The sequence below is a fragment of the Hypnocyclicus thermotrophus genome (assembly GCF_004365575.1).
GTDB lineage: Bacteria > Fusobacteriota > Fusobacteriia > Fusobacteriales > Fusobacteriaceae > Hypnocyclicus > Hypnocyclicus thermotrophus.
On the sequence record NZ_SOBG01000009.1, the window covers coordinates 18,870 to 43,175 of the forward strand.

At 23.3% G+C, this 24,306-nt stretch carries 21 protein-coding genes; all 21 read left to right on the top strand.

Annotated features, from left to right (window positions below; all coding sequences use genetic code 11):
- The first annotated feature begins 17 nt into the window (after window positions 1-17).
- The 21 genes from bioB (at window position 18) to EV215_RS09310 (ending at window position 24,270) form a co-directional block, all read left to right on the top strand.
- Window positions 18-989, top strand: a complete 972-nt coding sequence (gene bioB, locus EV215_RS09210) for a biotin synthase BioB (protein ID WP_134113724.1) — start codon at window positions 18-20, stop codon at window positions 987-989.
- Between the two features lie 86 nt (window positions 990-1,075).
- On the top strand, window positions 1,076-2,233 hold the full coding sequence (locus EV215_RS09215; RefSeq protein ID WP_134113725.1) for an aminotransferase class I/II-fold pyridoxal phosphate-dependent enzyme: 1,158 nt from the start codon (window positions 1,076-1,078) through the stop codon (window positions 2,231-2,233).
- Window positions 2,234-2,288: 55 nt separating this feature from the next.
- Window positions 2,289-3,536 (top strand): exopolysaccharide biosynthesis polyprenyl glycosylphosphotransferase, encoded by a 1,248-nt coding sequence (locus EV215_RS09220; RefSeq protein ID WP_134113726.1) that lies wholly within the window; start codon window positions 2,289-2,291, stop codon window positions 3,534-3,536.
- 42 nt (window positions 3,537-3,578) lie between these two features.
- Entirely contained in the window at window positions 3,579-4,811 is a 1,233-nt protein-coding gene (locus EV215_RS09225) for a GumC family protein (protein WP_134113727.1), read from the top strand.
- A gap of 26 nt (window positions 4,812-4,837) precedes the next feature.
- Complete coding sequence (locus EV215_RS09230) at window positions 4,838-7,408, top strand: polysaccharide biosynthesis/export family protein (protein ID WP_134113728.1); 2,571 nt, start codon at window positions 4,838-4,840, stop codon at window positions 7,406-7,408.
- Between the two features lie 134 nt (window positions 7,409-7,542).
- Window positions 7,543-8,490 (top strand): Crp/Fnr family transcriptional regulator, encoded by a 948-nt coding sequence (locus EV215_RS09235; RefSeq protein ID WP_166667398.1) that lies wholly within the window; start codon window positions 7,543-7,545, stop codon window positions 8,488-8,490.
- Window positions 8,483-9,088, top strand: coding sequence for a Crp/Fnr family transcriptional regulator (locus EV215_RS09240; RefSeq protein ID WP_134113730.1), 606 nt, complete (start codon window positions 8,483-8,485; stop codon window positions 9,086-9,088). Before EV215_RS09235 ends, EV215_RS09240 begins: the two co-directional genes overlap by 8 nt.
- Before the next feature lie 65 nt (window positions 9,089-9,153).
- Window positions 9,154-10,452, top strand: coding sequence for a ComEC/Rec2 family competence protein (locus EV215_RS09245; RefSeq protein ID WP_134113731.1), 1,299 nt, complete (start codon window positions 9,154-9,156; stop codon window positions 10,450-10,452).
- Between the two features lie 54 nt (window positions 10,453-10,506).
- Window positions 10,507-11,031, top strand: a complete 525-nt coding sequence (locus tag EV215_RS09250; RefSeq protein ID WP_208320366.1) for a winged helix-turn-helix transcriptional regulator — start codon at window positions 10,507-10,509, stop codon at window positions 11,029-11,031.
- Between the two features lie 71 nt (window positions 11,032-11,102).
- The gene (gene gmd / locus EV215_RS09255) at window positions 11,103-12,185 is read left to right on the top strand and encodes a GDP-mannose 4,6-dehydratase (RefSeq protein WP_134113732.1); all 1,083 of its coding nucleotides are present in this window, start codon (window positions 11,103-11,105) and stop codon (window positions 12,183-12,185) included.
- A 165-nt stretch (window positions 12,186-12,350) separates the two neighbouring features.
- Window positions 12,351-13,280 carry a GDP-L-fucose synthase gene (gene fcl, locus EV215_RS09260; protein WP_134113733.1) on the top strand — a complete coding sequence of 310 codons (930 nt, stop codon included), beginning with the start codon at window positions 12,351-12,353 and terminating at the stop codon, window positions 13,278-13,280.
- Window positions 13,273-14,565, top strand: a complete 1,293-nt coding sequence (locus EV215_RS09265) for a lipopolysaccharide biosynthesis protein (protein ID WP_134113734.1) — start codon at window positions 13,273-13,275, stop codon at window positions 14,563-14,565. Before fcl ends, EV215_RS09265 begins: the two co-directional genes overlap by 8 nt.
- A gap of 4 nt (window positions 14,566-14,569) precedes the next feature.
- Window positions 14,570-15,445, top strand: coding sequence for a glycosyltransferase (locus EV215_RS09270; protein WP_134113735.1), 876 nt, complete (start codon window positions 14,570-14,572; stop codon window positions 15,443-15,445).
- A 196-nt stretch (window positions 15,446-15,641) separates the two neighbouring features.
- The gene (locus EV215_RS09275; protein WP_134113736.1) at window positions 15,642-16,046 is read left to right on the top strand and encodes an acyltransferase; all 405 of its coding nucleotides are present in this window, start codon (window positions 15,642-15,644) and stop codon (window positions 16,044-16,046) included.
- A gap of 126 nt (window positions 16,047-16,172) precedes the next feature.
- Window positions 16,173-17,441: a protoporphyrinogen/coproporphyrinogen oxidase gene (locus EV215_RS09280; protein ID WP_134113737.1), complete on the top strand. Its 1,269-nt coding sequence runs from the start codon at window positions 16,173-16,175 to the stop codon at window positions 17,439-17,441.
- 231 nt (window positions 17,442-17,672) lie between these two features.
- On the top strand, window positions 17,673-18,599 hold the full coding sequence (locus EV215_RS09285) for a hypothetical protein (RefSeq protein ID WP_166667399.1): 927 nt from the start codon (window positions 17,673-17,675) through the stop codon (window positions 18,597-18,599).
- Window positions 18,565-19,458 carry a glycosyltransferase family 2 protein gene (locus EV215_RS09290; RefSeq protein WP_134113739.1) on the top strand — a complete coding sequence of 298 codons (894 nt, stop codon included), beginning with the start codon at window positions 18,565-18,567 and terminating at the stop codon, window positions 19,456-19,458. The genes EV215_RS09285 and EV215_RS09290 overlap by 35 nt, the downstream gene beginning before the upstream one ends.
- A 3-nt stretch (window positions 19,459-19,461) precedes the next feature.
- Window positions 19,462-20,478: a glycosyltransferase family 4 protein gene (locus EV215_RS09295; protein ID WP_134113740.1), complete on the top strand. Its 1,017-nt coding sequence runs from the start codon at window positions 19,462-19,464 to the stop codon at window positions 20,476-20,478.
- Complete coding sequence (locus EV215_RS09300) at window positions 20,456-22,033, top strand: glycosyltransferase family 2 protein (RefSeq protein WP_134113741.1); 1,578 nt, start codon at window positions 20,456-20,458, stop codon at window positions 22,031-22,033. The genes EV215_RS09295 and EV215_RS09300 overlap by 23 nt, the downstream gene beginning before the upstream one ends.
- A complete protein-coding gene (locus tag EV215_RS09305; RefSeq protein ID WP_134113742.1) occupies window positions 22,034-23,719 on the top strand; it encodes a hypothetical protein in 1,686 nt (561 codons plus the stop codon).
- A gap of 2 nt (window positions 23,720-23,721) precedes the next feature.
- The gene (locus tag EV215_RS09310) at window positions 23,722-24,270 is read left to right on the top strand and encodes a hypothetical protein (RefSeq protein WP_134113743.1); all 549 of its coding nucleotides are present in this window, start codon (window positions 23,722-23,724) and stop codon (window positions 24,268-24,270) included.
- The last annotated feature ends 36 nt before the right edge of the window (window positions 24,271-24,306 follow it).

Consider the following 24,306-nt stretch of genomic DNA (forward strand, 5'->3'; position numbering starts at 1 on the left):
AAGTATAAGGAGATGGAATGGATTTAAGAAAACTTATTGATAAAGAAATAACAAGAGAAGAAGCTATAGAACTTTCAAGGTTAAAAGGTAGTAAAATGATGGAATTGTTTGCAGTCGCAAATGAAATAAGAGAAAAGTATTGTGGTAATGAATTACATACATGTACTATAACAAATGCAAAATCTGGTAAATGTCCAGAAAATTGTAAATTTTGTGCACAGTCAGCACATCATAATACAAATATTCCTACTTATGATTTAAAAGATGAAGAAACTTTACTTAATGAATATAGTAAATCAGAAGATTATAATGCAAAAAAATTTGGATTAGTTACAAGTGGGAGAAGTATAAAAAAAGGAACAAAAGAATTTGAAGAAATAGAAAAATTTATAGAAAATGCAAAAAAAACTAATAAAAAAGTAGAGCTTTGTTGCTCAATAGGACTTTTAGATGCAGAAGAAATAAAAATTTTAAAATCAAAAGGGCTTACTAGAATTCATAATAATATACAAACTTCTCCAAAAGTATATGATAAATTAGTGTCTACTACACATAATGTACAAGATAGAATAAATACCATAAAAATAGCAAAACAAGAGGGAATAGAAGTATGTAGTGGTGGAATAATAGGAATGGGAGAGACATTTGAAGATAGAATAGATATGGCATTTACATTAAAAGAATTAAATGTAGATGCAATACCACTTAATATATTAAATCCGATAAAAGGAACTCCTTATGAAAATATGCAAGCTTTATCTATGGATGAAATATTAAAAACTTTTGCAATATTTAGAATAATACACAAAGATAAAGTTTTAAAAATAGGTGCAGGAAGAGAAGGGATATTAAAAGATTTTATGGGGATGGCATTTATGAGTGGAATGAATGGTATGCTTATAGGAGGATATCTTACTGTAAGAGGTAGAGAAGTAGAAGATGATTTTAAATTTATAGAAAATGTAAAAAAAATGTGGAAAAATAAATAAGCGGGAGTGATTATTACTTCCGATTTTTTTGTTTTTATAATTATAAAAATTATAATTTTTTTTAATTAAATTAAAGAGGTGGGGTTATGAATTATTTAAAAGAAGTATTGCATAATTTAAAAATTAATAATATGCATAGAGAATTGAAAGATATAGATAAACTTGAGCATAAGTATATTTATAAAGAGGGAATAAAGTACTTAGATATGACATCTAGTAATTACTTAGGATTAAGAGATGATATAAGGATAAAAGAAGCAGTAATAAAAGGAATACAAACATATGGAGTAGGAAGTGGAGCAAGTAGACTCATATGTGGAGAAGCAGATATTTTTAGGAATTTAGAAGATAAGTTAGCAAAATACTTAAAGAAAGAAAGAGCACTTATATTTAATAGTGGATATGATGCAAATATAGGAGTGATTTCTACATTGTTTACAAGTGATGATGTAATATTTTGTGATAAATTAAATCATGCAAGTATTTATGATGGAATAAAATTAAGTGGTGCTAAATTAATTAGATTTAAACATATGGACTATAATGATTTGAGAGAAAAAATAGAAAAAAATCAAAATTATAATAAAGCACTTATAGTTACAGATTCGTTGTTTAGTATGGATGGAGATATTGCTGATATAAAGCAATTAATTAAAATAAAAGAAAAATATAAAAATATTTATTTAATGGTAGATGAAGCACATGCTGGAGGAGTTTTTGGGGAAAATGGTTTTGGAATTGCAGAAAGAGAAAATGTATTAGAAAAAATTGATATAAATGTAGGAACATTTTCAAAAGCATATGGAGTACAAGGTGCTTATATAGCAGCGTCAGCTACAATTATTGATTATCTTATAAATAGATGCCGTTCACTTATATATACTACAGCTCTTCCACCTGCTTTTATTGCTGGAATTAACGAAGCATTTGATATATCAATAAAAGAAAAAGAAAGAAGAATACATTTATTAGAAATAAGTAAATATTTTAAAGAAAGTCTAATAAAAACAGGATATAATGTATCAGAAACAAATTCTCAAATAATTCCTGTTTTATTTAAAAGTAATATAAGTACAATAAAATTAGGTGAATATTTATTAGCAAATAATATTTATGTAGTTGTAATACGTAAGCCTACAGTAAATATTCCACGAATAAGATTTTCATTAAATTCATTATTAGAAAAAGAAGATATTGATAAAGTTCTTGAATTATTAAAAAAATATAAGAAAATAAATTATTGAAAAAAACTATATAATACTTTATAATAAATACAAATGAGTCAAAAGGGGCGGTAAAATGAGCATAGGGTCAAGATTAACAATTTTTAATACTTTATTAAATTTAATATTTTTTTATTTTTTATCTTTTATTTTTGGTATTGATATTAATCTTTCTTTTATTATTTTAATATTTGGGATATTTATAATATATTATATATTTAATATTTATAATATGGAAAAAGGAAAATATCAATTTAGTGATTTATTGTATTCGTTTTTTTTAAATTTATTACTTGTTATTGTTGCACTACTTGTAAATATGAAAGAATTAGCATTTGTTTTTATAGATATTTTTATTTTACAAAATATAATTAAATATTTTTTAGCAAAATTTTTTGTAAAAAAAAATAATGTGATTATTATTGGAAAAAATAAAGAATCAGAAGTAATAAAAAGAATAATAAATGAAAAAGATATTTATAATGTAGTTGCAGAATTAAATTTTCAAGAGATAGAAAATATAGAAGAATTAGTAGAAAAATATGATGTGGAAAGAATAATTATCACAGAAAATATTATAAAAGAATCACTTATACAAAAAATATTAAGTGTAAAGTTAAAAGGTGTAAAAACGTATAATTATATAAATTTTTTTGAAAAAGTAGAAGAAAAAGTATTAGTAAATAGAATTAATGAAGAATGGTTTTTATTTGGAAGAGGATTTAATATACTTCATGATAATTTTCAAAAGAGATTAAAAAGAATATTTGATTTTTTACTAGCCATATTAATATTTATATTGACTTTTCCAATTATGTTAGTATCAGCAGTAATAATAAAATTAGAATCAAAAGGACCGATATTATTTATACAGGAGAGAATAGGTCTAGGAAATAAGTCTTTTAAAATAGTGAAATTTAGGTCAATGACAGTAGATGCTGAAAAAAATGGACCACAATGGGCTCAAAAGAAAGATAATCGAGTAACAAAATTTGGTAAATTCATGAGAAAAACAAGAATAGATGAACTTCCACAATTATGGAATGTAATAAAAGGTGAGATGAGTTTTATAGGGCCTAGACCAGAAAGAAAATATTTTATTGATATATTAGAAAAAGAAATACCATATTACAATGTACGTCATTCTGTAAAACCAGGACTTACTGGCTGGGCACAAGTGAAATATCCGTATGGAGCTAGTGTAGAAGATGCACTTAGAAAATTGGAATATGATCTATTTTATATAAAACATCAAAACTTTATATTTGATATAATAATTATCTTTAAAACAGTAAAAACAGTTGTGTTTGGAAAAGGAAGATAATAAAAATATTAAAAAAATTATGTAGCTATAGAAAGGAAAGAAATGCAAGAGAATAGTAAAGTTATGCAAAATGAAATAATAAACCAAAATAATTATTATGAAGAGGACGAGATTGATTTACTTGACCTTATTAGAGTAATATGGAAAAGGAAAACCCTTATTATAATTATTACAGTGTTAGTGACTATTTTTGGGGGAATTTTTGCACTTATTTCAAAACCACTGTATAAAGCAGAATTAACATTTACAGAAGAAAAATCCTCATCTTCAAGTATGTTATCAAGTTTAGCTAACTCTATACCATTTGGATTGATAGGTGGAACATCTAATAATGGAAGTAGCTCGTTACTTACAATACTTGAAAGTAGAACTTTTAGAGAAGAAATAGTAAATAAATTAGGATTATATGATTACTATATTAAATATAATAAAATAGAGCTAGATAAAATAGAGGATGAAAATGATAAACCAACTATTTATGATGTAGCAAAATGGGTTGGAAATATAGTAGTAGTATCAAAAGATGAAAAAAATGGAATATATAGAGTAGAAGTAGAATTATCTGATAAAGAAATGGTAGCTAAAATAGCAAATGAATATTTTACTGTATTGGATAATTATTTAAAGGAGCAAAAAGATGATAAATCAAATTTATCATTAAAATATTTAAAAGAGCAAGTAGATACAGTAGAAAAACAAATAAATGATAAACAAGCAGAACTTCGAGAAATAGAAAAAAAATATAAAACAGTAAGTATACTTGATGAAGCAAAAGTAGTAACTGAAAAAGTGGCAGAATTAAAACAATTTATTATACAAAAAGAAAATGAATTGAAAATATCTAAAAAATTTGCTGGAGAAAATAGCTTTGAAGTTCAAAAAATAAAAGAAGAAATAATAGTAGCTAAAGAACAATTAAATGCGATAATAAATGGAGATGATAACTTACCTGTTGATATTATACCTCTTCGTGATATACCACAAATCAAATTTGAATTACAAAAATTAGAGCAAGAATTAAATGTAAATATAGAAGTATATAAAATGCTTAGAGTAGAATATGAAAAAACAAAATTAGAGGTATTAAATAAAAAAAGTATGATAACTATTTTGGATAGTGCAATAGATCCAAAATATCCAGATAAACCAAATAAAAAGCTTATAGTAGTCATATCGTTTGTACTAGGTGGATTTTTAGGAATATTTTTTGAATTTTTTATTGAATTTTTAAAAAATATAGAGTGGGATAAAATAACAGAAGAAAAAATAAATTAGAACATAGATTAAAAAGGGGCGTAAAAATGAAAAAAATACTATTGTTTTTATCTTTATCAATAACAATATTTGCAGCAGATATTACAACAACAGATGTTACAACACTTATGCAAGCAAATAATAATCTAAATAATTTAAAGAAAAGTGATAATATAGATAATACTGATGAATCACAGCAACAGATGGAGAAATTAAATACTTTACAAAAAGAAAATGATAAAATACTAAATAAAGAAGAACTAAATAAAGAAGAACTAAATAAAGAAGAACTAAATAAAGAAGAACTAAATAAAGAAGAACTAAATAAAGAAGATAAAGAATCAAATATATTTAAAAGATATTATAATGAATATATAAGAAATAGAGAAGAATTAAAAATGTATGGTATGGATATAATAAATAATAGTAGAGCAGTAAAAACCACAAAAACTATTGGGAAAGATTATATATTAGGAATGGGAGATACAATAAATATAAATAGTTGGAGTGACATTTTATTACCTGATGAAGCAAATAAAAATTTTATGCCAATATTGACAATAGACAATAGCGGGAATTTATTTATACCAAATATAGGAATAATAAAAGCTGAAGGGAAAACAATAGCAGAGTTAGAAAAAGATATTTTATATAAAGCAAATAAAAAAATCAAAAATTTTAATATAGATATATCATTAAAGAATAGTAGAACATTTGCAATAACAGTAATAGGAGAAATTAATAAACCAGGTATTTACAGTATAGATAAATACTATAATTTATTTAATATACTTTATACTGCTGGTGGAATAAATAAAAATTCTAGTATAAGAAATATAAAAATCAAGTCGAAAGAAAAAGAAACTATAGTAGATTTGTATGATTATATAAATGGAAATAAAAATATTGAAGATATAAAAATAAATGATGGAGATATAATTTATGTCCCTGTAATAAAAGAAAAGGTAGCACTTTATGGAGAATTGAAGAAAAAATGTATATATGAATTAAAAAATGAAAAAACGTATGAAGAAATATTTAAAAATATAGGGGCATTTGATATTTTTGCAAATAAAAACTTGATAAAAACAAAATATATTGAAAATTTACAAGTAAAGGTATCAAATGAACGATTAGAAAATAGTATAAAACAAAATTTAATTTCAATTGAAATAGGAAGTATAGATAAAGAATCAAAAAATAGTGTATATATTTATGGGAATGTAGTAAACCCTGGAGAATATAATGTAGATAAGATAAAAGATTATAGGAGTTTAATAGAAACTGTAGGAGGATATAAAAAAGATACATATTTAAATAGTATAACTTTAATTAGATTAAAAGAAAATTATGAAAAAGAAATTATTACTTTTAATCCTATTGATGAAAATATTGAATTGAAAAAAAATGATACAATATATGTATATAATAGAAATGATATAGCGGCTAAAAAATATAGCAATATTATAGGAGCAGTAAAAAATCCTGGAAATTATGAAATATATAAAAATCAAAGAGTATTAGATCTTATTAATTTTGCTGGTGGAATAGATATAAAAGAAAATGTTTTTTATAAAAGAGCTGATATTTATCGAGTTGATGAACAAGGAGAATTAAATCTTATAAAATTTGATTTAGAAAAAGCTCTTGCTGGTGATACAAAAGAAAATATTATATTAAAAGCAAATGATATAGTAAAAATCTATAAATATGAAGAAGTAATAAAACCAGATACAGTATATATATATGGAAATGTAAAAGAGCCAGGGAAAATAAAATATTATAAAGGAATGACATTAGAAGATACAATATTTTATGCAAAGGGATTAGAAAAAAAAGCAGATAGAAATATAGTAATAGCTAGAAATGAAAAAATTAAAGATAAAATATCTGAAATAATAGTTGATTATATGAAAAATCCAGATTTTAAAATATTACCAAATGATGTAATCTTTGTAAGAAAAGATTCAACATGGCAAGATGTAAAAACGGTAAAAATAACAGGATTTGTAAAATACCCTGGGGAGTATTTATTAAATGATGATGAGGGAATTAATTCTATTATAAATAGAGCTGGTGGATTTAAATCTGATGCATTTCCAAATGGTATCCAAATAAAAAGAAAAGAGACACAATTAAAAGAGAGTAGAAGCTTAAATCTAGAAATAGATGATAAAATATCTCTTGAACAAAATGTGTTTAATTTAAAAGTAACAAACCTTAAATATGATAGAGAATTAAATAGATATAAAAATGATATAAAACTTATAGATGGAGATGAAATCTATATACCAAATAGACCTACAACAGTAAAAGTAGTAGGAGAAGTTTATGCACCTAGTATAATAGCATATAATGAAAATTTTAAATTGAAAGATTATATTGATGCAGCAGGTGGATATAAAGAAAAAGCGTATGAAAAAAAAGTATTTATAATAAAAGCAAATGGAAAAGCTATGAAAGAAAATATAAAAAAAATAAATATAGAAGCTGGAGATACAATAATAGTTCCAAAAGATACTAGAGAAAAAAGTAAATTAGATAGATTTTTAGATATATTACAAGTAAGTGTACAACTTTTAACGACAGTACTTCTTGTAAATACAGTTGTAAATTAACAATAAAAACTTCCCTAATCTTAGGGAAGTTTTTATTTAAAGTTAGATATTTAATTTTTTTGCAAATAAAAGAGGAAAAATCAAAAAAAACAATATAATATTAATTGGAACTCTATATTAGGATGGGGATAAATATGAAGATGATAAAATTAAAAGCAGGTGGAATATTGTATTTTGAAAATACTGAACCTAGAGAAATATATGTATTAAAATCAGGGCGAATTTTTTTAAAAAAAGAAAAAGGCTTTTTCTTTTATAATAATAAAATAAATACTTTAAAAGTATTAAATGTTGGCGATATGTTTGGATTTGAAGAAATTTTTATAGGAATAAAAAGAGAATCTAGAGTAATAGCTGATATTGATTCTGAAATATTAGCTTTTGAAGATAATGAATTTAGTGATTTTATAAAAAATAATATTGAAATAAGTAAAAAAATGATAATATCCCTTTCAAAAGAGATACGAGAATTAGATGAGAGAATACATTTGGAATCAAAAGAAAAAGATGAGCTTCGTTCAAAAACACCATTTTTTGATATATATATATATTTTATTTCAAGAGGAGAATTTTTAAAAGCTTCACAAGTTTTGAAAAGAATGATGATAAATGGAATTGAAATAGACTTTGTAAAATCTGAATCTAAACGAATAGAAAATTTTTTAGATTATAGTGTAACGCTAGAAAAAATAGATTTAGTAAAAAAATATTATGAAAAATCACATGAATTATTGATAGCCTTTTTAAAAGGACTACGTCATAATGTGATATATGATGATGTACTAGAAAAGCTTCTTATTGAAACTATAGATATACATGTAGCAGTAAAAAGAGAAAGTGAAATTATAAGTGAATTAGAAGAATTCATTGAAAAATTTCAGACTTCAAATAGACATAAAGAGATGATGTTTTTATTACTTAGAATATATGAAGAGAAAAAAAATTATACTAAAGCATTTCAAGTGGGAAATCTACTTATGGATGCAGATCTTAATGAAGAAGAAAAAATAAGATTTAAAGATATGATAACAGTATTAAAAGAGAAACTCACTCTAGAAAGAAAAGGTGAGGGAAATGTTTGAAAATAAAAAACTTATAGAAAAATTTGGAAAAAATTTTAATAATGGAGATATAATTTTTTGTGAATATGAAAAACAATCTAAATTATATTTTATAATATCAGGTAGAGTAAAAATAACTAAAATAAGAAAAAATGAAGAAAAAGTATTGGCATATATAGGGGCAAATCAATTTATAGGAGAAATGGCTGTATTTGAGGATAAACCTCGTACAGCGACTATAATAGCAGAAGAAGATACAAAAGTGTTAGAATTTGATAAAGATAGTTTTTTTGAAATTTTAAAATTAGCTCCTGATATAGCAGTGAGTTTGGTAAAAGTATTGTCAAATCGTAGATATAACACTGAAAAACAATTAGAGATAATATTAGAAGAAAATAGTGAAAGAAAGATATTACGTTATATATATGAAAAATATTTAAATACAAGAGAAAATGAAGTGATTTTATCGCTTGAAGAAATAAAAAATATTACAAATTTACCACTTGAAGAGATAGAAAAATATCTAAAAGTATATAAAGACAGAGGATATCTAGATCTTGATTATGAAAAAGTATATGTGAGAAATTTAGAATGGTTAAAAGTAAGATTTTCTAAGTAATTTTCAATAAATTATTTGAAACATTATTTTCTTGTTTTATTGACATGGAAATTTAGGGTGAGTATATGTATATAATTGAAAAATTAACTATAATTTCTATAATTTTTTCGATGATATATATAGTTTTTAATCTAAAAGTAGGGGCTATAATAACTCTACTTTTTTTGTTGTATATTTTTATAAAAAAGGATTATATTTATTTGATTATACTAATTCTTTTTTATCAAAGTTATATAAATAGTGATGTTTTAGAAAAAGATAAAATATATAATCTGAAAATAAGAAAAATAGGTGAAAAAATAGAAGTATTAAAAATAAATAAAAAACTTTCAAAAGAAGAATATAATATAAAAACTTATGACGAGATTAATAATGGAGTATTTTATACCATTTCAAAAATAGAGAAAAAATATAAAAATATAGTATATCTTGATAATTATGAAATAAAAGAAAGTAATTTAAATAAATATAGATATTTTTTATATAAAAATATTGAAAAACTTGATTTGGAATATAATACAGAAAATTTTGTAAAAGCTATAATTTTAGGTGAAAAAACATCTCTTGATAATAGTATAAAAAATAAGTTTAATAATATAGGTGCTTCTCATATTTTGGTTATATCAGGATTTCACATAGGACTTATTATTTTACTATTATTAAAAATAGCAGAATTTTTAAAATTTTCTTATAGACAAAAATATTTCTTTACTTTTATATTATTGAGTATATATGTATTTTTAGTTATGTTTACACCATCAGTATTTAGAGCATATATAATGGGAAGCTTTATTTTGTTTTCAAATATTTTTTATGAAAAAAATGAAATACGCAAATCATATTGTTTTTCCATGATATTAAACCTTATAAATAATCCATTTATTCTAAGAAATATATCTTTTCAAATGTCATATATAGCACTTTTTGCAATAATTTATTCATATAATTATTATAATAAATTTATTGGAAATAAATATTTTAAACTAATATTACTAAGTATAATAATTCAAATATATTTAATGCCAATATTTCTATATTATTTTAAAAGTATATATATTTTTTCATTTATTGCAAATGTAGTTATTTTATCTTATGCAATATTTATTATACCAGCGATATTTATACTATACTTTATAAATATACTTAGTTTTAATTTCTTTGGAATATTAATAAGATATATAATAGAGAGAATGTATCACTCATTATATGGGATAGTAACATTGTTTTCTAAAATACCATTAATGAAAATAGATATAAAATATGCCAGTACAATATTTTTAATGATATTTACTTATTTCTTAATATTTTTTATTGAATATGAAGTAAGAAAAATAATAAAAAGTAACTTGACAAAAAATATATAACAAGTTACAATTTTATTGTTCAAATAATGAACTATAAAAAAATAGGAGACAAATATGAAACGAATAGTAGATGAAAGTGATATATTAGAAATAATAGAAAAAGAGCCAATAATAAGTCAAAGAAAATTATCTGAAAAAAGTGGTATATCACTAGGAGCAGTGAATTTGTTAATAAAAAAATGTGTAAAAAAAGGATTTATAAAAATAGAAAACCTTAATTCACGTACAGTAAAATATATACTGACTCCGCAAGGAATAAAAGAAAAAACTAGAAAAACATTAAAATATATAAAGAATTCATATAATTTGATAATAGAATTAAATAATAAAATAATAAAATTAAGTAATAAACATATATCAGAAAATAAAACTATTGTCTTATTAGGAAAAAATGATGAAATAATGGAAATAATAGAAACTACATTTAAACTAAATAATATATCATATGATAAAATAAATAATATAAAAGATATAGAATATTTTAAGAATATTATTGTATATTTTTGGAATACAGAATTAGAAGAAAAATTAAAAGAAAAAAATATAGAATACATTAATATAATAAATGATAAAGTCTAATTTTTATCTAAAAAAAAGAAATAAAATATATAAATAAAAGAAAAAAATCAAAGATTTGAAAGGGGAACAAAATGTCAAAGGTAGCCTTAATTACAGGAATAACAGGTCAAGATGGTTCGTTTCTTGCGGAATTATTATTAGAGAAAGGGTATGAAGTACATGGAATAATTAGAAGAAGTTCTAGTTTTAACACAGGAAGAATAGAACACTTGTATATAGATGAATTAATAAAAGATATGCATATAAAAAGAAAAATAAATCTTCATTATGGAGATATGACTGATTCTAGTAATTTAATAAGACTTATCCAACAAATTCAACCTGATGAGATATATAATTTAGCAGCACAATCACATGTAAAAGTATCATTTGATATGCCAGAATATACAGCTGATACAGATGGAATAGGTACTCTTCGATTATTAGAAGCAGTTCGATTATTGGGTATGGAGAAAAAAACAAGAATATATCAAGCATCGACATCTGAATTATATGGAAAAGTACAAGAAGTACCACAAAAAGAAACTACACCATTTTATCCTAGAAGTCCTTATGGGGTAGCAAAACTTTATGGATTTTGGATAACTAAAAATTATAGAGAATCATATGATATGTTTTGTGTAAATGGTATACTTTTTAACCATGAATCAGAAAGAAGAGGAGAAACATTTGTAACAAGAAAAATAACTCTTGCAGCAGCTAGAATAGCACAAGGAAAACAAGAAAAATTATACTTAGGAAATCTTGATGCAAAAAGAGATTGGGGATATGCAAAAGATTATGTAGAGTGTATGTGGCTTATGTTACAACATAATAAAGCAGAAGATTTTGTTATAGCTACAGGGGAGATGCATACAGTTAGAGAATTTGCTACTTTAGCATTTAAAGAAGCTGGAATAGAGCTAGAATGGCAAGGGACAGGGATAGATGAAAAAGGAATAGATAAGAAAACAGGGCAAGTATTGATAGAGGTAGAACCCAGATATTTTAGACCTGCAGAAGTAGAACAATTATTGGGAGATCCTACAAAAGCTAAAACATTACTTGGTTGGAATCCAAGAAAAACTAGTTTTAAAGAATTAGTTAAAATAATGGTAAAGCATGATATGAAATTTGTAGCAAAAGAGGATAGAATAAAGAAAGCTTTTGATTAATATAATAATATAGAAATTTGTAAAAATATAAAAGAACTTACACAAAGAACGCAAAGTAAAAGAGAAGAGGACCACAAAGAAGAAAAGAGTTTAAAAAAAATAAAAGTGTTAATAGATTAAATAAAAAAAACCGTATAACTGACGGTAAAAAAGAGGTGTGTTTTTATGGAAAAAGAATCAAAGATTTATATAGCAGGTCATAGAGGAATGGTTGGTTCTGCTATTATTAGAAGACTTAATGAATTAGGATATAATAATCTTGTATATAGAACATCAAAAGAGCTTGATTTAAGAAGACAATCTGATGTAGAAAAATTTTTTGAAGAAGAAAAACCAGAATATGTATTTTTGGCAGCAGCAAAAGTAGGAGGAATACATGCTAATAATACATATCCAGCAGAATTTATATATGATAACCTTATGATAGAAACAAATATAATACATAGTGCATATAAAGCAGGAATAAAAAAATTATTGTTTTTAGGTAGTTCTTGTATATATCCAAAATTCGCAAATCAACCAATAAAAGAAGAAGAATTGTTAAGTGGATATTTAGAGCCTACAAATGAAGCTTATGCTATATCTAAAATAACAGGTATAGAACTATGTAAATTTTATAGAAGACAGTATGGCGTAGATTTTATATCTGCAATGCCAACAAATCTATATGGTATAAATGATAATTTTGACCTTGAAACAAGCCATGTAATGCCAGCTTTGATTAGAAAATTTCATGAAGCAAAAGTAAATGGAGATAAAGAAGTGGTAATGTGGGGAACAGGTAAGCCTAGAAGAGAATTTTTGTATGTAGATGATTTGGCAGATGCATTAATACACCTTATGAATAATTATAGTGATGAAATACATGTAAATATGGGAACAGGTGAAGATATAGAAATAAGGGAATTAGCTGAAATCATAAAAAAAGTAGTAGGTTATGAAGGGAAAATAGTAAATGATACAAGTAAACCTGATGGAACACCAAGAAAATTACTTGATGTAGAGAGGTTACATGCAACTGGATGGAAACATAAAGTTGAGCTAGAAGAAGGAATAAAAAAAGTTTATGAATGGTATTTGAGGGAATATGAGTAGAGGTCTAAATAAAAAAATAAAAAACTCGGTATTTTTTGCTTTAATAGAACAAGGTATATCTGTTATATTTGGATTTTTAAGTACTTATTTAATTATAAAATATATAGATAGAAAAATATATGGAATTTATAATTATGTATTGAGTTTTATGGTGCTTATAAATTTTATAAATATAGTTCCAGCTAATTATATGTTTAAATTGAAGAATAATTTAAAAGATGAAGAAGAATTGAATGTATATATAACTTCATTTTTTGTCTTTGAAATTATAAAAGGAATATTTATATTTATTTTGAATGTTATACTTGGAATTGTTTTATATTTAAAATTTTTGAATGGAATTTATTTGTTTATTGCGATAATGAGTAATGGGGTTCTTTTTTTTATAAACCAAATGATTGCTGTTAGTCGTATGGTTTTGAATATAAATTTTTTGCAGAAAAAGATTACAAAATACAGAATAAAATCTACTATATTAAAATTGTTATTACTTTTGTTATTGTTAGTTTTTCCAAAATTAGAGATTGTAATATTAGCTAATTTGTTTTCTCAATTGTTTTTCGGTATAATGTTATATAAAATTTTAGTGACAGATATTAAATTTCATTTTTCAAAATTAGATAATAAAATAATTTATAAAAAGAATAAACAATCTATAAGAAATTATACGTTAACAACTCATTTGTTGGGGGTAGTTTCGAATATCATATACAGAATAGATCCGTTGATTTTGAGTGGATTTGTTACAATGACTACATTGGGTAGGTATAGTGTTGCTTTGAATTTAGGGAATTATTTTATGATAATATTTCAAGTGTTACAAAATAATGCATCTATAGCACTTGCTAATATAAGTGATGAGGTGGAAGAAAATACTGTTATTTCTAAATTTTTAACATTGAGTGTTGTTTTATCAATTATTCAATATGCTTTATTTATTTTGTTTGGTAAAATATTTTTGAGTTTTTTTATTGAAGTGAAGGAAATAACTGAAATTTATAATTATATGAAATATATTTTACTAGGTTTATCAATTTATAATTCAATGATAGTTTTAGGGAGTTATATAGCACTAAGAAATGATCCGAAGATTCTTTTATTAAATGTGGCAATTCCCACAGGAATTTTTTCAATAATAATTTATTTTGGGGGAGCGGTTATTGGTGGTGCAGTTGGAGTAGCTGTTGGAAATATCATTGCTTATATATTTTTTTCAACACTATTAATTAGGGAAGTAAGAAAAACTAATTTCAAATTTATTTTGTTTAATAAATACAGGAGGTAATGGAATGTTAATTTCAGCAATAGTAATGGTAAAAAATGAAGAAGAGTATATTGGATATAGTATAATGTCAATGTATAAGTATGTAGATGAAATACTTGTAGTGGATGGTGGAAGTACAGATGGAACAGTAGAGATTATTAATGAAATCATAGCTAAATACGATCTGGATAAAAAGATTGTATTTTGGGAGGATTTAAGACCCAAAAAAGAGTTGATTCATGTAAGAACTGATATGGTAAAAAAATGTAAAGGGGAGTGGATATTAAGATTAGAAGGGGATGAAGTTTATTCTGATTTTAATGCAAAACAGGTTAGAAATTTTGTTAAAAAAAAGTTAAGAAATTCTAATGTGAAGTCAATTGGGTGGCCTTATCATTTTTTTGTTGATAATTTAAAAACAAAAGTACCAGTTGGAGAACCGCATACATTTGCAACGATAATGATAAAAAATGAAGAAGGCATTCATGCGGAACATCATTATAGAGATGGGAAGAGTGAAACGTTTTATGACGAGGGATGGTTTGATAAAGATAGGAAAGAGGTGTCTATATGGCATCCATATGACAATAGAATTCTTGTTTCTAGGAATATAGCAATACATCATTATGCATTTTTTAAAAGCACAACTAGGCATAACGAGTATGCAGAAAAATGTTTAAAAGAAAGCTTTGAAAAAAGTCATCCACAAGTATTTAAAAGATATGATTTTAAACCTTTAATGAAAAGTGAAAGATCAAGAGAGATAATAAGAGAGATAGAATCAAATGTTGAAAATGAGAAAGATGGTTTATCAATAAAAGAAATTTTAAGAAATAATATTTTGGATTTAAAAGATAATTTGAAGCGTAGGTTGAAATATTACAAAGGTGAAAAGATATGAAATTGATAAAAAAAGTAATTAGTAAAAAAAAGAGAATAGTATTAAATATGTTTGAGCAATATTATTCTAAAAAGTTTAAAAGTATGGTAAGAATATAACATGGGAAAGGAAATGGAGACCTTTTGTAAGTAATAATATACGGATTGTAAACTATAAAAATATAACTTTAGGCAATAATATTCATTTTGATGAATTTATGCATTTAATATGTGCAGATAAAGCAGAAATAAAAATCGGTGATAATGTTAGATTTGCAAATGGATTTCAACATATTGGATGCTCTAACGGAATAAGAATAGGCAATAATGTGTTAGTAGCAGCTTTTGTACATATTAATGATGGAAATCATAAATATGTTGATATAGATATACCTATAATAAATCAAGGAAGTTATAGTAAAGGAAAAATAAAGATAGGGAACAATGTTTGGATAGGCCATAGTGCTCATATATTAGGTGGAGTAGAAATAGGTGATAATGTGGTTATTGGGGCTGGAGCAGTTGTTACTAGAAATATACCACCATTCAGTGTGGCCGTTGGAAATCCTGCAAGAGTAATAAAAAAATATGATAAAGGTATAAAAAAATGGATAAGAGTATAATAAATTCATATTTTAATCAATTTTTAATCAATGAAAAAAATTAAATATAATTGAAAATGAAAATTATAAAATGAATTTGATTCTATAGTAGCTTTTTGACTATAAGATATTATATAAGGAGGAAAAATGAGAATAGCTATTTTAGGTGGAGGACTTTCAGGTATTTCTTTATACGATATATTAAATAGAAAATATGGGATTGTTTCAGATATATATGAAAAAAACGATAAATTTGGAGGATTATGTAGAACAGAAATCATAGATGGTTATGTCTATGATCTTAGTGGAGGACATGTATTTAACTCAAAATATAAAGAGGTAAAAGAATATATTTTTGAGTTATTAGATAAATCAAATTGGCAATATTCAGAAAGAAAATCAAAGATTAAATTTGGCAGTCAAATAATAGATTATCCATTTGAATTTTCTCTATCAAAAGTAGATAAAGAAATTGCTGCAGATTGTATAGAAAGTTTATTTAAAAGAAATAATGAAATAAAGATCAATAGTTTTAAGGACGCTTTGGTAAAAAATTTTGGAGAAAAAATTTATGAATACTATCTGGGACCTTATAATGAAAAAATTTGGAAATTTTCACCTGCAGATATGGATTTTGATTGGATAGAGGGGAAACTTCCTTTTCCAAATGCAAGAGAAATATTAATTAAAACTTTAAATAAGGATACTAAAGAAGAGGGGATGTCTCATTCTACATATTACTACCCTGTAGCGGGAGGAATACAAACAATGATAGATGCAATTTCTGAGAGTATTCCTAGTAATAATAGGTATGAAGGAGTTGAAAAAATTGAATTTAAAGATTCAAAAATCTATATAAATAAAAAGGAGTATGATTTGGTAGTAAATACAATACCTCTTCCGGAATTAAAGAAATTGATATTAAAATTAGATGAAAATATATTGAATGCTATAGATAATCTCAAGTATAATTCGGTTCATTCTTTTCTTTACCCTATAGATAAAGAAAATGACTATTCATGGATGTACATACCGGATAAAAAGATTATACCACATAGAATTGTTTATCAAGGGAATTTTGCAGAAGAAAATAGCCCTAAAGGAAAGAGTAGTATAACAGTTGAAATAACAAAACCAGAGTTATATACTAAAGAAGAAATGTTAGAAAATATTTCAAATTTTTTAGGACTTAAAAATCCAATAGCCGAAAATTTTACAAAATATGCATATGTGATATTTGATAAGCATAGAAAAGATAATATGTCATTGATAAAAGATTATTTTAAAAATAGGAATTTAATTTTACATGGAAGATTTGCAGAGTGGGAGTATCCCAATATGGATATATGTATAAAAAAGTCTATGAATTTAGCAGAATTTATTATGACAGAATCTAAAAATAAGATGGAGAAATAGATGTTATTGTTATCCAATAAAAATAAAAACATATCTAAATTTTTTATATATTTTACAGTATTTATATTTATTAGTAAATATTATATAAGCACTATTAATATTGATATTTTAGCACTCAATATTATTAATAAAACCTTAATGATAATATACTATGTATACTTATTTTTTAGTATTTTAATCATTAATTATAATAAGAAGGAGATATTTTTGATTTCTTTTTTATTTTTATTAATGGTAGTATTTAGAACACCTTTTTCTAAAGATATATTTATGATAGTAACTTCGTTTATTTTGATAAAAAGATTAAAAAGAAAAAGCTATTTCAAATTAATATGCTATACATTATTGATGTATAGCATATTGCATATAATTTTATATATTTTAAATATACTTCCAGACAAAACTTTAATAGAATATGAAATAAATGGGAAGGTAAATATAAGAAAAAGTTTAGGTTTTCTCTCAGTAAATGCTTTTCCACTTTTAATGTTTTTTTTGTATATTGGAAATACACTAAGAACTAAGGTGTTTAGTAAATCTAATTTTATTATTATACTATTAATTTTTATAGTTGTTGCTTTTACTAAGACTAGAACAATAGTATTAGTTATAATAATAATGAATATAATATATTTTATTTTAAAGATTACTAATTTAAAAAATAACATTATAAAATTTGTATTAAAGATCAATTATTTTTTGTTTGGGCTATTAACTATGTATATTGGGTTGACATATAAATTGAATGGAATTCTATTTTTGATTGATAATATTTTATCTTATAGATTAAGATTTTGGAAAAATATGTTTTCAATCATGGATTCAATTGATTATTTAAAAGGCCATGATATATACTCGTTGGCTAAAAAAATGCATAATCCTATTGATAATTCGTATATATATTCTATTTTTGGAATAGGAATATTATTTTTTTTAGTGTATTCAATATTATATTATAAATTGTTGGAGATTATGATAGAAGAAAAAAAATATAAGGAAATAACGGTAGTAACAATTTTTATTGTTTATTCATTTGTAGAGAATATTTATTTTTATGCAATATTTAATCCAACATTTTTATATATGATTGATTATTTTATTACTGATAAGAAAGGAAAAGAAAATGAGGGAGATTTCAATAATAATACCAACTTATAATAGAGCTATAACTTTAAAAAAAGTAATTAATTCTTATATTATTCAAAAATATGTAAAAGAGTTAATTATAATTGATGATGGAAGTAAAGTTGAATATAAATGTTTAAATAAATATATAAATGGGTTATGTGAAGAAAAACAAATAGATTACAAATATTTAAGAAATAAAAAAAATATGGGAGCAGCATATTGTAGAAATATAGGAGTTAAAAATTCAAATTATGATTATATTTTTTGGGGTGAAGATGATGTATTCTTGAAAGAAGATTATATAGAAAGGTTAGTTGAAGAAATATCAGAAAATGAGATATATTGTGGAGCGATAATCTATGATATATCTTTAAAAAAGAGTTTAGAATCTCAAAAAAGTGTTATTGATAAGCAAAGAAAATCAAAAAAACCTATTTTTGATTATAAAAAAATGGAGGGGTATTTTAGAGTAGAAGGAATTAAAAAACAGGAAATACCTTTTGGACATGCGCTAATTTTAGTTCCTAAAAGTGCATATAAAGGTGTAAAATATTACGAAGGATATGATTATAATGGTTATAGAGAAGAAAGTGATGCACAAGTACAAATGGTACAAAATGGATATAAGATTTATTATAATGGGAATGCAGTTTGTTATCATATGTTAAGGAATGAAATTGAGGAAAAAAGTGGTCAGCATAAAGGGAATTGGTTAAAATATGAGTTTTTTAAATTGAAAAATAATTTTATATTTTTTAATAGATATAAATCATTTTTTAAAATAAAATATAAGAATAAATCTAAAATCATTGCTTCTAATTATTTATTTACTTTAGATGTTTTGAAAATAATTTTAAAAAAGAGTGTTAAATCAATTTTAATGAGGTGAGAAATGAATATACTTATTATTACTCCATATAAAAATTATTTTGGTGGAGTAGAAATTGTAAATAAAGAATTAGAAAATATATTTACTCAAGAAGGGCATTGTGTAGATTATTTAACAACGGATAAAAAGTTAAAATTAAATATTTTACAAAAAGTATTATTTAGAATAATAGGATTACCTTATATAACTAGTCTGAAATTTAAGAAGTTGTCAAAAAAATATGATATTATTATTTGTAATGGTGAATTTTCTTTTGGAATAAAACATCCGAAATGTATAAATGTTTTTCATGGCTCATATAAAGGATATAGAGAGTATTTATCAAAAGAATTAAATTGGAGAGAAAAACTAAGTTTAATGAAATTAAGTTATATACAAAAATTAGGAAGTAATGGCAAAATTGTTATAGCTGTATCTGATTTTATAGCTAAAATTTTAAAAAAACAAGGAATAAAAGTATTTAAAGTAATTGAAAATGGCGTTGATGTAAATAAATTTAAACCATTAAATATTGAAAAAGTTAATGAATATATTTTTGTTGGTGGATATAGAAACAATGGATATTCAAAAGGATTTGATGTATTAGAAAAAATTGCTCAATCAGATTATAAAATTAATTGTGTAACTACAAGAGATCCCAAAGGTTTATTAGGATATATAGGAGGAAATATAGAAAATGATTTGTTACCTGAAATTTATAATAAACATAAGATGCTTATATTTCCAAGTAGGTTTGAAGCTTGCTCAATTGTTACGGTAGAAGCAATGGCATGTGGATTGCCGATAGTAATAAGTAAAGTTGGGATAGGAGAAAAATTAAAAAATGAAATTGAAGAATTTGTAGTAGAAACTTGGAATTCAGAAGATTATATAAAAAAAATAGAAAAAATAAATAAGAATTATAAATATTACTCTAAGTTAGCAAGAGATTATGCTGTGAAGAATTATTCTAAAATAAAATTTAAAAAAAATTGGTTAAATCTATTGGAGGAAATAAATGAAAATAAATTGGAAGATTAATAATAATGTAATCTCTAAATTAGAGATTAATAATGAAAATATTATTAATCCTTTTGGAATAGAAACTGCAGATTCGTATGCTTTTTTTTCTTTGGAAGAAGGAATAGGGTATAAATATAAAATATTAAGTAAGAATATAAAATACGATGACAAACATTATTCTTATAAAATAGTAAATAAAATGATAGAAGGTTTATGGGAAATAAATGGAGAAGAGAGTTTGAATGGCAAAATTTTGAATAGAAAAATCGAATTAAAATGTTTAGAAGACTCTAATTTTATGGATTTTGTTATGAGATTTAGAATAAAAAAAGAATTTGTAAATAAAGTACTTATATCGGATAAGGAGTTGTATTATAAGAATACAAATGTTTATAATCAGTATTCTGTTAAAAAAGTAAAATTAATAGGAGAAAATTTTGATATAAAAATTACTATAAATGATAAAATCATTTCTGAAGAAATGCTTCCATTTATATATGCAAGAGATAATAATGGCGAATGGATTATACATGTAAGAATGATGCCAAAGATATGGCATAAGGAAGTAATAAAATTATGTAATTCTTGGTATAAAACACAACCAATAAATCAGATTTTGTCAAAAAGAATATTAAAAAACCAAAAATTAAAAGATTACTTATGGTATCATAATGAAAGAATACCTTATAAAAATAAGATTATGAAATTTATAAATCCAAATGCTTTTCCAATAGTAACTTTAAATAAAGGGACAAGATTAAAATGGGATGTAAATTTTGAAATAATAGAAAAAGAACCAAATTATAAAGTATCAATAGTAATACCTACTTATAAAAGAGCAGATTATTTAGAAAGATTACTATTAAGTATAAAAAAACAAAGTTTTAAAGATTATGAAATTATTATAATAGATGATAATTCGCCTAATTATAATGAATATAAGATAGTTATAGATAAATATTCAAATCAATTTAATGAATTTAGATTTTTAAGAAATAAAAAAAATAGAGGAGCCCCTTATTCAAGAAATAGGGGAATTTCACAAGCAAAATATGATTTTATAGCTTTAGTAGATGATGATGATGAATGGTTTCCTACAAAATTAGAAAATCAAATAGAAATATTTAAATCTAGTAATAAAAAAACAGGAATAGTTTATACTTGGACAAAAATATTTCAAGGAAAAGAGTTAGTTGGAGAATATACTCCAACTAAAGAAGGATACTTAATGGAAGAAATATTAAAAGAGTGTTTTATTCCTTCACCATCAATAATGTTAAAGAAAAAAGCTCTTATAGAAGCTGGATTATTTGATGAAAAAATGCCGAGTTGTCAAGATTGGGATATGTGGACAAGAATTATTAGTTGCGGTTATGAGTGTAGAGTTGTAAAAAAATTTGAAACGATTTATCATAAGCATAATAGAGAGACTATAGGAAAATCAAAAAAAACTTTAAAAGGTTATAAATTATATTATAGAAAACATTGGAAACTTTTTGCAAAAAAATTAAAAAATGAACTAACATTGAAAAACTTTGTTAAGTATTTTTTAAGAATGTTGAGGGGATATTAAATGAAATATGAAGAAATTAGAAAAATAATAGAGCAATTATTAAATTATTTATCTAAAGAGAATAAAAATGGGAAATTTCCAGCAAGAACATTTTATGGTGAAACATTTACTGCATTGTCAATGTTAATGTATGATAAGAAAAAATATAATAAAGAAATAGAAGAAATAATGGAGTATTATTTAAATAAAAAAGATAAAAGTGTTAAGGATTTTCATTGGGAATTTAATAATTATGCGTTATTTAAAATTTATGAAATAGAAAATAAATTGGAATATAAAGAGAACTTATTCCCTTTAAAATTTAAAGGAACAAATTGTTCGAATTGGACGATGTTAAGAGGACTTGTTAAGGTTATAACAGGAAAAAAAGAAGGTTTGAAAGAAATAAGAAATAAAATAAAAAAGAACCAATTAGAAAATGGTTTGATTAAAGATGATAAAAAGGTAAATTCTTTTCAATATCATTCATTTATGTTGTTTTTATTAATTGAAGCATATGAAGTAACCCAAAAAGAATGGTTATTAAATTCTTTTATTAAGGGAATAAATTTTATTTATAACATTACACTAGCAAATGGAGATAATAGTTATATTGGTAGAGGACAAGAACAAATTTTCGGTTACGGTCCACTATTATATTCTTTAGAAAAAGCATTCATCTATACAAATGATAAAAAGTATAAATATTTACAAAAGAATGTTTTTATATATTTAAAAAAATTTATAAAAAAAGATGGAAGTATTCCTTTAGTATTAAGAGCTTCAGAAAAAAAATATCCTTTTAAAATAAATATAAATGATATTAATTATTTAGGTTGGTATGGTTATAACAATTATTTTGATTACTTGCCATTTCTAACATATTTTTTTGTTTTATTAGAACAAATTTTTAATGAAGTAGAAATAGAAGATGAAAATATAGATAATAAAAAAGATTATTATGATGGAATGTATTATATAAAAAGAGAGAATGTAAATTATGAAGCGGCATTAGCGGTTCCAGATTATAATGGATATTTAACAAATGATATGTCTTTTCCCTACATAATTATGGGGGATAAACGGATTACTCCAATGTATGGAGGAGAAGAATATGGATCTTCTTTATATTCTTTAGAAGGAATTCCATTGCCAAATTTATTTTTAAATTTAAATTTAAGAGAAAAAATAAAAGAAGCGTTATATCAACTTATTTTTTTTAAAAAAATTAGTTTTTTAGATAGATTAAAAAAAATTTTAAAAATTATATTGAAAAGAAATAAAAAAGAAGAAAAATATTATTTTAAAAATCGACTTATATATTCTTTAGATTTTAAAGGGAGTTTTATAGGAGAAGGATATTTTTTTAAGCATAGAAGAGATATAGAATTTAAAAAAAATTGCATTGAAATAAAAGAAACTATAATTTCTAAGGATAATTTAAAAATTAAAGAATTTAAGATATTAAATATATTTTCATTGGGAAGTTTACAAAAAAAATCTAAGAAAGAAATAAATTCTTTAATTAACAATAAAAACATATCATTTGAGTTCAAAGGTTTAAAAGAAGTAAGAATAGATAATAAAAAATATTATTGTGCTATAGATGAAGTGACAAATATAAGTTGTTATATGGAGAAAGATAATTTGAAAAAAGGAGAAAAAATTATATTTTCTTATAAAATAAATTTAAATGAAAGGATATAAAAGTGAAAAAACTATTGTTTATTTCAAATGATTTAGGAAGAGAAGATAGTGGAGGGAAGGCTGTAAGTTTTAGAAATTTAGAATTATTAAAAAAATTAGAAGAATATAAAATAAAAGTAATTTCATTTGGGGAAGGAATGTCTTCGGAATTTGAAATAATATTTGAGGTTAACTATAGTAAAATAGAATTATTATTTAAAAATTTATTTTTATATGCAGGAAATTTAAACAAAAAAAATGAAAAAGAGATATTAAGATTTATTTTTGAAAACAAATATGAAGTTGTTTTTTTAGATTGTTCACTATTTGGAAGAATTGCCAAAAAGATAAAAAAAACAAATCATAACATAAAAATTATAACTTTTTTTCATAATGTAGAATATTTTTATTATAAGGAACGGTTAAAATTAGACGGGGTTAAATATTTTCCATTAGTTCTATCTAGTTTATATAATGAAAATTTATCATGTAAATACTCAGATAAATTAATTTCTTTAAATGAAAGAGATAAATTAATTTTGGAAAAAAATACAAAAGGAAAATTGATTTAAAATTACCAGTAAGCTTTGAGGATAAATTTGATAAAA

What these genes read in the sequence shown, in the direction of transcription:
- EV215_RS09295 (WP_134113740.1), top strand. Translation starts at nt 19,462, where the DNA reads ATGAATATACTTATTATTACTCCATATAAAAATTATTTTGGTGGAGTA.
- EV215_RS09250 (WP_208320366.1), top strand. Translation starts at nt 10,507, where the DNA reads ATGAAACGAATAGTAGATGAAAGTGATATATTAGAAATAATAGAAAAA.
- EV215_RS09220 (WP_134113726.1), top strand. Translation starts at nt 2,289, where the DNA reads ATGAGCATAGGGTCAAGATTAACAATTTTTAATACTTTATTAAATTTA.
- EV215_RS09280 (WP_134113737.1), top strand. Translation starts at nt 16,173, where the DNA reads ATGAGAATAGCTATTTTAGGTGGAGGACTTTCAGGTATTTCTTTATAC.
- EV215_RS09215 (WP_134113725.1), top strand. Translation starts at nt 1,076, where the DNA reads ATGAATTATTTAAAAGAAGTATTGCATAATTTAAAAATTAATAATATG.
- EV215_RS09235 (WP_166667398.1), top strand. Translation starts at nt 7,543, where the DNA reads ATGAAGATGATAAAATTAAAAGCAGGTGGAATATTGTATTTTGAAAAT.
- bioB (WP_134113724.1), top strand. Translation starts at nt 18, where the DNA reads ATGGATTTAAGAAAACTTATTGATAAAGAAATAACAAGAGAAGAAGCT.
- EV215_RS09225 (WP_134113727.1), top strand. Translation starts at nt 3,579, where the DNA reads ATGCAAGAGAATAGTAAAGTTATGCAAAATGAAATAATAAACCAAAAT.
- EV215_RS09290 (WP_134113739.1), top strand. Translation starts at nt 18,565, where the DNA reads ATGAGGGAGATTTCAATAATAATACCAACTTATAATAGAGCTATAACT.
- gmd (WP_134113732.1), top strand. Translation starts at nt 11,103, where the DNA reads ATGTCAAAGGTAGCCTTAATTACAGGAATAACAGGTCAAGATGGTTCG.
- fcl (WP_134113733.1), top strand. Translation starts at nt 12,351, where the DNA reads ATGGAAAAAGAATCAAAGATTTATATAGCAGGTCATAGAGGAATGGTT.
- EV215_RS09230 (WP_134113728.1), top strand. Translation starts at nt 4,838, where the DNA reads ATGAAAAAAATACTATTGTTTTTATCTTTATCAATAACAATATTTGCA.
- EV215_RS09285 (WP_166667399.1), top strand. Translation starts at nt 17,673, where the DNA reads ATGGTAGTATTTAGAACACCTTTTTCTAAAGATATATTTATGATAGTA.
- EV215_RS09270 (WP_134113735.1), top strand. Translation starts at nt 14,570, where the DNA reads ATGTTAATTTCAGCAATAGTAATGGTAAAAAATGAAGAAGAGTATATT.
- EV215_RS09265 (WP_134113734.1), top strand. Translation starts at nt 13,273, where the DNA reads ATGAGTAGAGGTCTAAATAAAAAAATAAAAAACTCGGTATTTTTTGCT.
- EV215_RS09240 (WP_134113730.1), top strand. Translation starts at nt 8,483, where the DNA reads ATGTTTGAAAATAAAAAACTTATAGAAAAATTTGGAAAAAATTTTAAT.
- EV215_RS09300 (WP_134113741.1), top strand. Translation starts at nt 20,456, where the DNA reads ATGAAAATAAATTGGAAGATTAATAATAATGTAATCTCTAAATTAGAG.
- EV215_RS09305 (WP_134113742.1), top strand. Translation starts at nt 22,034, where the DNA reads ATGAAATATGAAGAAATTAGAAAAATAATAGAGCAATTATTAAATTAT.
- EV215_RS09275 (WP_134113736.1), top strand. Translation starts at nt 15,642, where the DNA reads ATGCATTTAATATGTGCAGATAAAGCAGAAATAAAAATCGGTGATAAT.
- EV215_RS09245 (WP_134113731.1), top strand. Translation starts at nt 9,154, where the DNA reads ATGTATATAATTGAAAAATTAACTATAATTTCTATAATTTTTTCGATG.